Raw genomic sequence first — 13,254 nt, forward strand, 5'->3', positions numbered from 1 at the left:
CGGGCCGGGACCCGCGCGGTCAATGCTGATCGATATGAGCCGCCGGGCCCGGCTCCTGCGGAACCGGGCCCGGAAGCGTTGCTAAGCAGGCCGTTTGCCGTAGTACGGCTTGATCACCTTGCGGAGCTGCCGCTGCAGACCGCGGAGCAGGCGTACGGTGCCCTCGTCGCTCCAGCCGGTCGTGGTCGACCACTCGTAGCCCGAACCGGCGACGTCGCTGACGAAGACGACCTCGGTGGACAGCAGGATGCGCGCCCAGTCGGCCGGGGCGATCGGCTCGTCGGCCTTGATCGCCCGGCTGAGCCGCCGGGTCTCCTCGACCAGGCCGGCCGCGTCCGCGAACCCCATGGCGTACGCCATCTCGTCGCTGCACCGGGCCGGCCCCAGCCACTCACCGAGCGCCCGCACCAGCAACGCTGCCTCGTCGTCGTCGACAACCTCGCTCGGTCGCACCATCAGGCGATGCTCTCCCAGGATTGCTCGAGCGCGTCCCGGTCGGCCGGTCCCTGCAGGACGGTGCCGCCGTCGGCGCTCATCGGGTCGTGGACGACGATCGTCCGGCCGTCCCGGCCCAGGAACGCCTTGCGGCCGCCGCTCAGGTCCCTGGCGCGCGACGGGTCGCGCATCACGTCGCCCACCAGCTTGCCGAGCTGCTCGCGTGACATGCCGGGGAAGTCGGCGACGTGCCCCTCGGCGATGTCCTCGGCGTCCTCGGCGCGTTCCTCGTCCCGCAGGCACCAGGCGCCGTCCCTCGGGCACGGCTGAGGCGCGGGCGGGTCCTTACGCGTGCGGGCCTTCGCGCGCAGCTCCTCGAGCCGCTTCTTCGCCCCGGTGACGTCGTCGAGGAACTTCTGAATCGCGGGCGCCTGGCCGAGCAGCTTGCCGGCCGTCGTGCCGGCGGCGGACGTCAGGGCCAGCGACAGGCAGGCGGTCCAGTTCTGCACCGTGAAGCAGCCCTCGAGCTCGTCCCACGAGGTCAGACCCGGGACCGTCTCCTTGAGATGGTCGAGCAGAACCTTGCCGGCCAGCGCTTCCTGCTGCACGTACTCGTCCCGCTCGCCGCCGAGCAGCAGCTTCAGCACCTCGTCGCGCTCGGCACCGGTCGGCGCCGTGGACGTGCCCTCGACGAGCTCGCGGCGGCGGTCGAGTTCGCGCTGCCGCTCCGCCGCCTCCGCGCGCTCCGCGGCCTGCTGCGCCGCGACCGCGTTCGGCAGGGAGTTCGCGGCTCCTGCGGCGGCGCTGTCGGCGTACGACTGCGCCCGGTCGGCGGCTCGCTTGACGGCCGCGGCGCGCGCCTCGGCGCGTTCCGCCGTCTGCTGGGCCGCGGCCGCGACCGCCTCGGCCTCCGTGGCTGCCTGTTCGGCGATCTGGGTCTCGCTCCGCGCGTGCTGCACGTCGCGGCCGGCGACCTCGACGTCGCTCGCCGCCTCGTCGGCGGCCTGTCTCGCCGCCAGCGCGTCGGCCCGCGCCCGTCCGTCCGCCCGGTCGGCGCTCTCCGCCGCGGCCCGAGCCGTCGCACGGTCGGCCACCGCCTGGGCCGCGAACCCGATCGCCTCGGCGGCCGAGCCGGCCGTGTCCGCGGTGGACCGGGCGACCTGCGCGGCCGCGGTGAAGACCGGCTTGACCTGCGCGCCGGCCCGGTCCGCGGCGGCCTCGGCCCGGCTCGCCACGCCGAGCGCCTCCTCCGCGCGCGCCTGCGCGGCCGCAACCTGCCCGGCATCGATGCCCGACGCCCGGTCGGCCACCAGCCGCAGGAAGTCGGCGTCGACGTCCGCGTCGGTGAACGGCGACACCGGGGGGATCGTGGTGTTCGCCGGTTCGGCGATGCCCGCGGACGACACCCGCGCCGCGGTGGCCGCCCGGACGGCCGTCTCCGCCTCCACGAAGGCCGCGACGGCCTCGGTGGTGGCCGCCTCGGTCTCGGCCCTCGCGCGGTTCGCCGCCCACAGCGCCCGTACGGTCGCCTCGGCCGCCTGGTCGCTGAGCCGCACGTGGGACCGGGCGGCTCCCGCGGCGCCGATCTCCTGCACGAGCGCCCCCGTCGCCCGGGCGTCGGCCCGCAGCCGCGAGGCGTGCGCGGTCTTGGCGATCGCCTCGGCGCGATCCGCCGCGGCGGCCCCTGCGGCGGCGGCCTCACGGGCACGCCGCGCGGCCACCGCGGCCCGGTTCGCGGCCTGGTCCGCCCAGGTGGCCGCGGCGCGGGCGTTCGCCGCCACGCCGGTCGCCGTGTTCGCCGCCGAGCGGGCCGACCGCGCCGCGCTGCTCGCGGTCCCGGCCTGCCGGTCGGCCTCGTCGGCCTTCCGCTGCGCCGCCTCCTTCTCGGCAGCGCTGCCGGCCGCGGCGACCGCCGCGCGCATCGCCTGGGCGTACGCCTTGGCGGTCTGCTCGTCGAGTTCGGCCCGCGCCGCAGCGTCACGTGCCCGGCGAGCCTCGCTCTCCCGCTGCCCGGCGCTGGTCGCGGCTCCGGCGGCCGCGTCCTGGGTGGAGTCCGCCGTCCGCCGCGCCGACGCCGCCGCCGAAGCCTTCGCGTCGGCCTGGGCCCGGGCGCCGCGGGCGACGGCGGCTCGCCGTTCCGCCTCGGCGCGGTAGCCGGCCGAGGCGGCACGCTCCCCCTCCGCGACCTGCCGCTGCCGCCGGGCGTCGTTCGCGAACGCCTCGATCTTCTGCCGGTGCTGACGGGTCTGGTCCGCCTGCTCCAGCGCGGTCGCCTCGGCCGCCTGCACGTCCTCGCGCGCCTTCTTCGCCCGGGCGGCGGCCGTCCTCGCGGCGGCTGTCTGCTTCGACGCGACGGCCGCGAGCTTCGCCGCCGCCTTCGCGTGCTCCTCGGCGTGCCGGCGCCACCTGACCTCCAGCTGCGCCCGCGCCTCCGCCTGCGCGGGGGCGCCCTGCGCGTCGTTCGCCACGATCATCGCGTCGATCGCGGTGCGCGCCGCCTGGGCCGCGCCGACCGCCGCGGTCGCCGCCTCGCTCATGCCCTGGGCGATCAGCGACCACTCCGCGCCGTACGCCCGTCCGGCCGCGACGAGGTCGTCCGCGGCGCTCGCGGCGGCCTGCGCGGCGGCCGCCGCCTGCCGGGCCGCCTCCTGCGCCAGGCTCAGCTGCCGGTTCGCCTCGACGCCGGCCCTCGCGAGCTCGGCGGCCTTCTGCGCCGCCGTCCCGGAGCCGTCCAGCACCCGGGTCGCCTCCCGCGCAGTGTTCGCGGCCGCGGCCATAGCGTTCGCCGCCCGCTGCAACGCGCGCACGCCGTCGCCGTGCGCCACCAGCAGCCGCTGCCGCGCCTGGGCGGCCCGCGCCGAGAGCTGCGCCGACTCCGTCAGTTCCTCGGCCGCGCGGTTGCGCGCCTCGAGGTCCTGAAGGCGCTGCTCACGCTCGGCCGCGTCCGCCCGCACCGCCGTCAGGTAGCCGTTCCTGAGAAATGCCGTGATCGCGGCGTCGTCGCCGGCCAGCGCCGCCTCGGCCGCCCGCCGCACGTTCGACTCGGCGGGCGCCGCCTGGGCCACGGCCCGGACCCGCGCGCGGCGGATCTCGGCCTGCTCGGCCGCCGACTTCGCAGCCTGGGCGTCCACGTCACGGGCGATCTCCGCGCCGTACGCCAGGAACGCGGCGCGGTCGCTGTCGGTGCCGGCCAGCGCCCGGTCGACCTCGGCGTTGAAGGACGTGCCGCCGGTGCCCCGCAACGCGCTCACCTTGGCGAGGTTGTCCGCCGCCTCCTGCTTCTTCCGCGCGGCCACCTGCTTGTCCAACGCCGGCTTGTCCACCGTCGCGAACTTCTGGATCACCGCCGGGTCACCGGTCGCCAGCACCGCCAGCGCGGCGTCCCGGATCTCGGGCTCGACCGTGAACTGCGCCAGGTCGGCGACCGCCTTGCGCCACCGCTCGTCCGCCACGACGACGCCAGTGGTGCCGTTCCAGGTCTCGGTGACCAGCGGCGGCAGATTCGGTATCGAGGGCGGGTCCTCCGCGCGGAGGGCGAATCGCGGCGCGGGCGGCGCCGCGGAGGCGGGCGGAGCGTGCAGGCACGGTCCTACGATCGCGGCGGCCAGTGAGGCCAGCACCGCGGCACGAATCTTCACTTGTGACATCCCCGTTTTCGAGCTTCGGCGGTACGTCCGTCAGCCACGGGGAAGCCCGGTGCGGACACGACAGTGCCCCACCGCGAAAATCAGCCCCGTGAGGCGCGCTCATCGAAGGTGATGACTGCGCGCCGCGGGCATTCAACCACATCGCCGGGCGCCGGGGGTGCCCGCGCAAAGCAGGAAGCCCGGCCCCGCAACGGGACCGGGCTTCGCGGCGTGAGACGTCAGGCGGTCTCGGTGATCGGGCGGTCGACCCAGCTCATCATGTCGCGCAGCTTCTTGCCGGTGACCTCGATGGGGTGCTGGGCGCCCTGCTCGCGGTACTTCTTGAGCAGCGGGCCGCCGTTCTCGTCGTCCTCGATCAGCTGCCGGGTGAACTCGCCGGACTGGATGTCGGCGAGGATCCGCTTCATCTCCGCCTTGGTCTCGGCGTTGATGACCCGCGAGCCGCTGACGTAGTCGCCGAACTCGGCGGTGTCCGACACGCTGTAGCGCATGCGGGAGATGCCGCCCTCGTACATCAGGTCGACGATCAGCTTGAGTTCGTGGAGGCACTCGAAGTACGCGATCTCGGGCGCGTAGCCGGCCTCGGTGAGCACCTCGAAACCGGTCTGCACCAGCGCCGCCGTGCCACCGCAGAGCACCGCCTGCTCGCCGAACAGGTCGGTCTCGGTCTCTTCCTTGAACGTCGTCTTGATGACGCCGGCGCGGGCGCCGCCGATCGCCTTCGCGTACGACAGGGCGAGCGCGAGGCCCTCGCCCGTCGGGTCCTGCTCGACGGCGACCAGCGCGGGCACGCCCTTGCCATCGACGTACTGGCGGCGCACGAGGTGGCCCGGGCCCTTGGGGGCGACCATCGCGACGGTCACGTCGGCCGGCGGCTTGATGAGCTCGAACCGGATGTTGAGGCCGTGGCCGAAGAACAGCGCCTTGCCCGCGGAGAGGTTCGGGGCGATCGACTCGGCGTAGATCTTGCGCTGCGCGGTGTCCGGCGCGAGCACCATGATCACGTCGGCCCAGGCCGACGCCTCGGCCGGCGTCTTGACCTCGAGGCCCTGCTCCTCGGCCTTGGCCCGGCTCTTGGAGCCCTCCTTGAGGCCGACCACCACCTCGACGCCCGAGTCACGCAGCGACAGCGAGTGGGCGTGGCCCTGGCTGCCGTAGCCGATCACGGCGACCTTCTTGCCCTGGATGATGCTCAGGTCGGCGTCGTCGTCGTAGAAAACTTCCGCGGTCATTGCTTACCTTTCTGGGTCGGCTACGCGGCGCGCAGCGCCGGGCCGGTGGTGATGGAGCGGGAGCCGCGGCCGATGGCCACGAGCCCGGACTGGACCATTTCCTTGATGCCGTACGGCTCGAGGTCGCGCAGCAACGCGTCCAGCTTGTCGGGGTTACCCGTGGCCTCGATCGTGAGGGTGTCCGGTGCGACGTCGATCACCCTCGCCCGGAACAGCTCGACCGTCTCGAGCACCTGGCTGCGCTGCGCACGGTCGGCGCGCACCTTGACCAGCAGGAGCTCGCGCTGGACCGACTGCTGCGGGTCCAGCTCGACGATCTTCAGGACGTTCACCAGCTTGTTGAGCTGCTTGGTCACCTGCTCCAGGGGTGAGGAGTCGGCGTTGACCACGATCGTGATGCGGGAGACGTCCGGGTTCTCCGTCTCGCCCACCGCCAGCGAATCGATGTTGAAGCCGCGCCGGGAGAACAGTCCGCTGACCCGCGCGAGCACGCTCGGCTTGTTCTCGACCAGCACGGACAGGGTGTGCCTGTTCATCAGAGCTCGTCCTCTTCGAAGGTGGGGCGCACGTCCCGGGCGAACATGATCTCGTCGTTGCTGGTGCCGGCCGCGACCATGGGCCACACCATCGCGTCCTTGCCGACCGTGAAGTCGATGACCACCGGCGCGTCGTTGATCTCCATCGCCTGCTTGATGATCCGGTCGACGTCGTCCTTGGACTCGCAGCGCAGCCCGATGCAGCCCAGCGCCTCGGCCAGCTTCACGAAGTCGGGGATGCGGTGCTTGTGCGTGCCCAGCTCGGTGTTGGAGTAGCGGCCCTCGTAGAACAGGGTCTGCCACTGCCGCACCATGCCGAGGTTGCCGTTGTTGATGACCGCGATCTTGACCGGGATGCCCTCCAGCGCGCAGGTGGCCAGCTCCTGGTTGGTCATCTGGAAGCAGCCGTCGCCGTCGATCGCCCACACCGGGGTGCCCGGCTTGCCGACCTTGGCGCCCATCGCGGCCGGCACGGCGTACCCCATGGTCCCGGCGCCGCCCGAGTTGAGCCACGTGCCCGGCTTCTCGTACTTGATGAACTGCGACGCCCACATCTGGTGCTGGCCCACGCCGGCGACGTAGATGGCGTCGGGGCCGACGATCTCGCCGATCCGCTCGATCACGTACTGCGGGGCGAGCGTGCCGTCGGTCGGCTCCTCGTAGCCCAGCGGGTAGCGCTCGCGCAGCTCGTTCAGCGTGGCCCACCACGGCTGGTACTGCGCGGGGCCCTCGGCGGTGCCGGTGACCGCGGCGATCAGCTCGTCGATCACGTGCCGCGCGTCGCCCACGATCGGGACGTCGGCGTGCCGGTTCTTGCCGATCTCGGCGGGGTCGATGTCGGCGTGCACGATCTTGGCGTCCGGCGCGAACGAGTCGAGCTTGCCGGTCACCCGGTCGTCGAAGCGCGCGCCGAGCGTGACCAGCAGGTCGGCCTTCTGCAGCGCGTAGACCGCGGGAACCGTGCCGTGCATGCCCGGCATGCCCAGGTGCTGCGGGTGCGAGTCGGGGAACGCGCCCAGCGCCATCAGCGTGGTGACGACCGGGATGCCGGTCAGCTCGGCCAGCTTGCGCAGCCCGTCGGTGGCGCCGGCCTTGAGCACGCCGCCGCCGACGTAGAGCACCGGGCGCTTGGCCGCGGCGATCAGGCGGGCCGCCTCGCGGATCTGCTTGCCGTGCGGGTGCAGCGTCGGGCGGTAGCCGGGCAGGTCGAGCACCGGCGGCCAGGAGAACGTGGTCTGCGCCTGCAGCACGTCCTTCGGGATGTCGACGAGCACCGGGCCGGGCCGGCCGGTGGAGGCCAGGTTGAACGCCTCGGCCAGGATCCGCGGGATCTCCTCGGCGGTCTGCACCAGGAAGTTGTGCTTGGTGATCGGCAGCGTGATGCCCTGGATGTCCGCCTCCTGGAAGGCGTCCGTGCCGATCGCGGGCCGGGCCACCTGGCCGGTGATCGCGACGATCGGCACCGAGTCCATGTACGCGTCGGCGATCGGGGTGACCAGGTTGGTCGCGCCCGGGCCGCTGGTCGCGATGCAGACGCCGACCTTGCCGGTCGCCTGGGCGTAACCGGTCGCGGCGTGCCCCGCGCCCTGCTCGTGGCGCACCAGGATGTGGCGGACCTTCGAGTCGTAGAGCGGGTCGTACGCGGGCAGGATCGCGCCGCCGGGAATGCCGAACGCCACCTCGACGCCGAGCGCCTCGAGCGACCGCACGAGCGAGCCGGCGCCCGACGTGGGAACCGGGGAGGCTACGGCCGGGGCCGGGTGGGCGGCCGCCGCGACAGTGGCCGGGTTGGCTCGGTGGGCGAGGGTCTCGGGCGTGGGTCTCGTCATGGCACTTACTACCTTTGCGAGTGAGGCGGGTCCGGGCCGGGTACCTGTATGCGAGCAACAAAAAAGGCCCTCGTGCGGGAAGCACGGGACCTAGCGCACTCTCGCGGCCTTGTGGCCGGCAGGAGTGCGCCTACATAAGTACTCGGGACGCGAAGCACATGTCAGCAACCATGCCGCATCTCATGCGGTGAGTCAACTGATCCCACATTTTGATCAGTCGGTTGCGTCACCCGTGGGAGCGACGAACCCCGGATCGCTCGGCAGCAGCGCCCTGAGCTGGCGCATTCCGGGCCCGAGCACGACGACCTGGCTGCGCGGGGCGCCGTCCGCGGGCGGGGCCGAGCGGGGCGCGGGAACGGGACGGACACCCTGGCGCAACGTCTGCAGTTGCGCCTCGAGATGCTCGGCCGGCACCCCCCATCCGAACAGCGAGCCCTGGCCCAGCCGGCAGCCCGCCTCCTCGACCACGGCCCGCTGCGCCGGGGTGCCGATGCCCTCGGCGAGCACCTCGAGGCCCAGCCGGTGACCCATCCGCACGACCACGTCGACCAGGGGCGCGGCCATGCCCGTACGGGACTCGGGCTCGGCGACCAGGGCATGGTCGATCTTGAGGATGTCCACCGGGAGCGTGCGCAGCTGGCCCAGCGACGAGTAGCCCGCGCCGAAGTCGTCGAGCGCGATCCGCACGCCGGTGGCGCGCAGCTCGGCGAGCCGGCTGATCAGCTCCTCGAGGTCGGTGGCCACGGCGTGCTCGGTCACCTCGAGCACCAGCCGCTGCGGCGGCACGCCGTGCTGCTCGAGCACGTCGGCGACCTGGCCCGCGTAGTCGGCGGCGTGCAGCTCCTTGGGCGAGAGGTTCACCGACACCCAGACGTCGTGCCCGCGCGCCAGCCACTCGGCGAGCTGCATGCAGGCCTGCTCGAGCACCCACGAGCCGATCCGGTTGATCAGCCCGGACTCCTCGGCCACCGGGATGAACTCGTCGGGGCGGACGGCTCCGAGCGTCGGGTGGGTCCAGCGCAGCAGCGCCTCGGCGCCGACCGGCCGCATCGAGGGCAGCGCCACCACCGGCTGGAAGACGAGTCGGAGCTGGTCGCGGTCGATGGCGTGGCGCAGCTCGTTCTCCAGCGTGCCGCGGCGGCGCAGCAGCTCGTCGTAGCGCGCCTGATAGCGCTCGACCCGATTCTTGCCGCGCTGCTTGGCGTAGCGCAGGGCCAGGTCGGCGTCGCGGATCAGCTCACCGGTGTCGGCCGGGCTCAGCGTGGTGGAGTCGGCCACGCCGATGCTCGCGGAGAGGAAGACCGCCAGGCCGTCCACCTCGTACGGCTCACCCAGCACGGCCAGCAGCCGGTGCGCGGTGAGCAGCGCCTCGTCGGCGTTGCCCCGCATGAGCACGGCGAACTCGTCGCCGCCCAGCCGGGCCGCCACGTCGCCGTCGAGCAGGTTGCGCCGCAGCCGCTCGCCCACCTCGGTGAGCACCGCGTCGCCCACGTCGTGCCCGCGCATGTCGTTGACCGTCTTGAAGCCGTCGAGGTCGATGCCGACCAGCACCCGCGACTCGCCGCTCTCGCGCAGCGCGCGCTGCAGCCCGCGGCGGTTGGCCAGCCCGGTCAGCGGGTCGGTGTGCGCGAGCTCGCGGAAGTGCGCCTCCCGCGACCGCAGCTCGAGCGTGTAGCGGCGTACGTCCCGCAGGGCGAGGAACTGCCGCCCGACCAGCGCGAAGCCCTCGAGGCTCGCGCCGGCCAGCCCGTACGCGTCGAAGTCGCCGTTGCGCGCGAGGTGGTAGACGGCCGCGGCCACCATGGCGACCATCGGGATCACCGCGTAGCCCGTGCTGCGGTCGGTGACGTCGCCCACCACCTCGACCGGGCGGTCGGCCACCTTGACCGCGCGCGCGACGACGAACAGCCCCGCCGACAGCAGGACCGCGCCGGCCAGCACGGCGCCGTCCCAGTCCTGGCAGATGCCGCTGGCGATGGCGACCGCCGCCGCGGCGACCAGCGTCACACCGCCGGCCACCCGCACGGTGATCAGACGAGGGCGGTGGGCGTGCAGGGCCAGCACGATGGTGAGGCCGAGCGAGAAGACCGCCAGCCCGGCCGGGACGACCACCGACGGGCAGGCCATCGGCGTCGCGTCGCCGAGGATGCGGGTGGGCGGGACGACGAGCACCCAGCCGACGAACCAGATCGCGGCGGCGACCACCAGGCCGTCGAGCAGATGCCGTACGGCGGCTCCGGTGCTCTCGGCGGCGCCGGGCAACACGGCGGTGCCGACCAGAAGCGTCAGCACCCCGATCGCCGTGCCGGCGGCCACGGCGGTGCCCAGCCCCATGCGGGGCACGGGCGGCTCGGTGAGCAGCTCGGTGAGCGCGCCGGCCAGCGCGGCCGCGGCGGCGATCGCCGCGCCGGCGGCCACCAGCAGGTGCGCGCGGCGGGCGGGGCCGGTGTGCCGGCGCCCGGAGTTGCCCAGGAAGGCGACGGCCGGGATCGCGATCAGCAGACCGGCGAGCCCCGCCAGCTCCACGCCGGACGGTGATTGCACGCGAACACTCTGCCCTATCGCGATCTATTCAGGTAAGGCCCTAATCCCGGCCTGTGGACGACCGGGGGCTCCCGGCGCGCCGACGGTGGCACACTGAGGGGATGCCTGACCTGCGATCCCGGACCTCGACCCACGGTCGGACCATGGCCGGCGCGCGTGCCCTCTGGCGCGCCACCGGGATGACCGACGACGACTTCGGCAAGCCCATCGTGGCGATTGCCAACAGCTACACCCAGTTCGTACCGGGTCATGTGCACCTCAAGGACCTCGGCGGCCTCGTCGCCGACTCCATCGCCAAGGCCGGCGGCGTCGGGCGCGAGTTCAACACGATCGCGGTCGACGACGGCATCGCGATGGGCCACGGCGGCATGCTCTACTCGCTGCCCAGCCGCGAGCTGATCGCCGACGCGGTGGAGTACATGGTGAACGCGCACTGCGCCGACGCCCTGGTCTGCATCTCGAACTGCGACAAGATCACGCCGGGCATGCTGATCGCCGCGCTGCGGCTCAACATCCCGACGGTCTTCGTCTCCGGCGGCCCCATGGAGGCCGGCAAGACGGTCGCGATCGAGGGCATCGTGCACGAGAAGCTCGACCTGGTCGACGCGATGAGCGCGAGCGCCAACGAGAAGGTGACCGACGCCCAGCTCGACACCATCGAGCGCTCGGCCTGCCCGACCTGCGGCTCCTGCTCCGGCATGTTCACCGCCAACTCGATGAACTGCCTGACCGAGGCGATCGGCCTGGCGCTGCCGGGCAACGGCTCGACGCTGGCCACGCACGCCTCGCGCAAGGCCCTGTTCGAGAAGGCCGGCGAGCTGATCGTCCAGATCGCCCGCGACTACTACGAGAAGGAGGACGAGTCGGTGCTGCCGCGCAGCATCGCCTCGCGGTCCGCCTTCGAAAATGCGGTCGCCCTGGATGTGGCGATGGGTGGCTCGACCAACACGGTGCTGCACCTGCTGGCCGCGGCCCGCGAGGCCGGGCTCGACTTCAGCGTGGCCGACATCGACGCGATCTCGCGCCGGGTGCCGTGTCTGTCCAAGGTCGCGCCGAACAGCCCGAAATACCACATGGAGGACGTGCACCGCGCCGGCGGCATCCCCGCGCTGCTCGGCGAGCTGCACCGCGGCGGCTCGCTCAAGACCGACGTGCGCTCGGTCCACTCCCCCGACCTCGACAGCTGGCTCGGCGAGTGGGACATCCGCGGCGGATCGCCCTCCGAGGCCGCGCTCGAGCTGTTCCACGCGGCTCCGGGTGGCGTGCGCACGACCCAGCCGTTCAGCACGGAGAACCGGTGGGCGACGCTCGACACCGACAGCGTGAACGGCTGCATCCGCTCGGTCGACCACGCGTACACGGTCGACGGCGGCCTGGCCATCCTGTTCGGCAACCTCGCGCCGGACGGCTGCGTCGTCAAGACCGCGGGCGTCGACGAGTCGATCTGGAAGTTCACCGGCCCCGCCCGCGTCTTCGAGTCGCAGGACGCGGCGGTCGACGGCATCCTCGGCAAGCAGGTCGTCGAGGGCGACGTCGTGGTGATCCGCTACGAGGGTCCCAAGGGCGGCCCCGGCATGCAGGAGATGCTCTACCCGACGAGCTTCCTCAAGGGTCGCGGCCTCGGCAAGGCCTGCGCGCTGATCACCGACGGCCGCTTCTCCGGCGGCACCAGCGGGCTGTCGATCGGCCACGTCTCCCCCGAGGCGGCGGCGGGCGGCCTGATCGCTCTGGTCGAGACCGGCGACGAGATCACCATCGACATCCCCGGCCGCAGCATCAGCCTCAACGTCGACGACGAGACGCTGGCCCAGCGCCGTCACCAGCAGGAGCGGCGCCCCAAGCCGTACACGCCGGTCGACCGCCAGCGCCCCGTCTCGGCCGCCCTGCGCGCGTACGCCTCGATGGCCACCAGCGCCAGCGACGGCGCCTACCGCCGCGTCCCGGAGTAGGCACGCACTGCCCGATCGAGGCCACGCACCGCACGGTGCGTGGCCTCGACCCGTTCTCGCGGGCCGGCAGGCAACCTCCCGGTGAGATGCCTCGTTGCGAACAGCGTGCGCAGGCAGAGGCTCGAGCTCTGCCACCGGCGTACGGCGCGAACGCCCTCCCGCCCGGTTGCGCGCCCCCGGGCCCTGCCTCGAACGGACGCCCGCCATGGACCCTGCCCAGCCGACCGACGACACCGCCACCGAGCCGCAGCCGGGCGACGCCGTGGTGCGCGGCCGCATCGACGGCCCCGGCGGTCTGCCGCTGCCCGGTGCGACGCTGACGATCACCGACTTCGGCGGCGGGCAGCTCGCGCGGGCCGTGACCGGCGCGGACGGCACCTACAAGATGGTGCTGCACACCGGCGGCTCGTTCCTGCTGATCTGCGCCGCCGACCGCCACCAGCCGGCCGCGGCCGTCATCAACGTGGCCGCGGGCGAGATCCGCCGGGTGCTGTCGCTGGCCGGCGCCGGCCAGATCACCGGGCGCGTCACCGACCGGGCCGGTCGCGGGCTGCCCGGCGCGACGCTGACGCTGACCGACCCGCGCGGCCAGGTGGTCGCCACGACCACCACCGGCGCCGACGGCCGCTACCAACTGCCCGGGCTCGACGGCCCGGAGTACACGCTGACCGCCACCGCGGCCCACGCCCGCCCGTCGTCACGCACGGTCTCGCCCAACGAGCCCGGCCCCGTCGACCTTGCCCTCGCGGTCGGCGGCACGCTGGCCGGCAACGTCCGCGCCGCCGGATCCGGCCATCCGATCCCCGAGGCCTCGGTCGTCGCGGTCGACCGGACCGGCCGCGTGGCCGGGGCGGCGACGACCGACCACGACGGCCGCTACGAGCTGCGCGACCTGCCGCCGGGCGTCTACACGATCGCGGCGAGCGGCCACGCCCCGGTCGCCACCCGCGTCGAGCTGACCGGCGACCACGCCGACCACGACATCACGCTGGGCACCCCGTCCCCGGCCGGCACCCTGCGCTGAGGCGCCACCTCTGCCCAAGCCGGCGTCGCCGGCGCGGCACCGCTGCAGGAGCCGTGAA

8 protein-coding genes are annotated in these 13,254 nt (G+C 73.4%); 2 read left to right on the plus strand and 6 right to left on the minus strand.

Annotation, left to right across the window (positions count from 1 at the left end):
• Window positions 1-81: 81 nt before the first annotated feature.
• The 6 genes from ACSNN8_RS07035 to ACSNN8_RS07060 form a co-directional block, all read right to left on the minus strand.
• The gene (locus tag ACSNN8_RS07035) at window positions 82-456 is read right to left on the minus strand and encodes a hypothetical protein (RefSeq protein WP_436647707.1); all 375 of its coding nucleotides are present in this window, start codon (window positions 454-456) and stop codon (window positions 82-84) included.
• Window positions 456-4,073: a hypothetical protein gene (locus tag ACSNN8_RS07040; RefSeq protein WP_436647709.1), complete on the minus strand. Its 3,618-nt coding sequence runs from the start codon at window positions 4,071-4,073 to the stop codon at window positions 456-458. The genes ACSNN8_RS07035 and ACSNN8_RS07040 overlap by 1 nt, the downstream gene beginning before the upstream one ends.
• Before the next feature lie 227 nt (window positions 4,074-4,300).
• Window positions 4,301-5,314 (minus strand): ketol-acid reductoisomerase, encoded by a 1,014-nt coding sequence (ilvC, locus tag ACSNN8_RS07045; protein WP_436647711.1) that lies wholly within the window; start codon window positions 5,312-5,314, stop codon window positions 4,301-4,303.
• Window positions 5,315-5,334: 20 nt separating this feature from the next.
• A complete protein-coding gene (gene ilvN / locus ACSNN8_RS07050; RefSeq protein ID WP_097318253.1) occupies window positions 5,335-5,850 on the minus strand; it encodes an acetolactate synthase small subunit in 516 nt (171 codons plus the stop codon).
• On the minus strand, window positions 5,850-7,679 hold the full coding sequence (locus ACSNN8_RS07055) for an acetolactate synthase large subunit (protein ID WP_436647713.1): 1,830 nt from the start codon (window positions 7,677-7,679) through the stop codon (window positions 5,850-5,852). The genes ilvN and ACSNN8_RS07055 overlap by 1 nt, the downstream gene beginning before the upstream one ends.
• Before the next feature lie 213 nt (window positions 7,680-7,892).
• Window positions 7,893-10,223, minus strand: coding sequence for a putative bifunctional diguanylate cyclase/phosphodiesterase (locus ACSNN8_RS07060; protein ID WP_436647715.1), 2,331 nt, complete (start codon window positions 10,221-10,223; stop codon window positions 7,893-7,895).
• 101 nt (window positions 10,224-10,324) lie between these two features.
• Here ACSNN8_RS07060 and ilvD point away from each other — a divergent pair, with 101 nt between their 5' ends.
• Together ilvD and ACSNN8_RS07070 are read left to right on the plus strand one after the other, a co-directional pair.
• Window positions 10,325-12,172 (plus strand): dihydroxy-acid dehydratase, encoded by a 1,848-nt coding sequence (gene ilvD, locus ACSNN8_RS07065; RefSeq protein ID WP_436647717.1) that lies wholly within the window; start codon window positions 10,325-10,327, stop codon window positions 12,170-12,172.
• A 205-nt stretch (window positions 12,173-12,377) separates the two neighbouring features.
• Window positions 12,378-13,196: an MSCRAMM family protein gene (locus ACSNN8_RS07070; protein WP_436647719.1), complete on the plus strand. Its 819-nt coding sequence runs from the start codon at window positions 12,378-12,380 to the stop codon at window positions 13,194-13,196.
• Window positions 13,197-13,254: the final 58 nt, after the last annotated feature.

It is taken from the genome of Actinoplanes sp. URMC 104 (assembly GCF_051386375.1).
Lineage (GTDB): Bacteria > Actinomycetota > Actinomycetes > Mycobacteriales > Micromonosporaceae > Actinoplanes.

What these genes read in the sequence shown, in the direction of transcription:
- ACSNN8_RS07035 (WP_436647707.1), bottom strand. Translation starts at nt 456, where the DNA reads ATGGTGCGACCGAGCGAGGTTGTCGACGACGACGAGGCAGCGTTGCTG.
- ilvC (WP_436647711.1), bottom strand. Translation starts at nt 5,314, where the DNA reads ATGACCGCGGAAGTTTTCTACGACGACGACGCCGACCTGAGCATCATC.
- ilvN (WP_097318253.1), bottom strand. Translation starts at nt 5,850, where the DNA reads ATGAACAGGCACACCCTGTCCGTGCTGGTCGAGAACAAGCCGAGCGTG.
- ACSNN8_RS07055 (WP_436647713.1), bottom strand. Translation starts at nt 7,679, where the DNA reads ATGACGAGACCCACGCCCGAGACCCTCGCCCACCGAGCCAACCCGGCC.
- ilvD (WP_436647717.1), top strand. Translation starts at nt 10,325, where the DNA reads ATGCCTGACCTGCGATCCCGGACCTCGACCCACGGTCGGACCATGGCC.
- ACSNN8_RS07070 (WP_436647719.1), top strand. Translation starts at nt 12,378, where the DNA reads ATGGACCCTGCCCAGCCGACCGACGACACCGCCACCGAGCCGCAGCCG.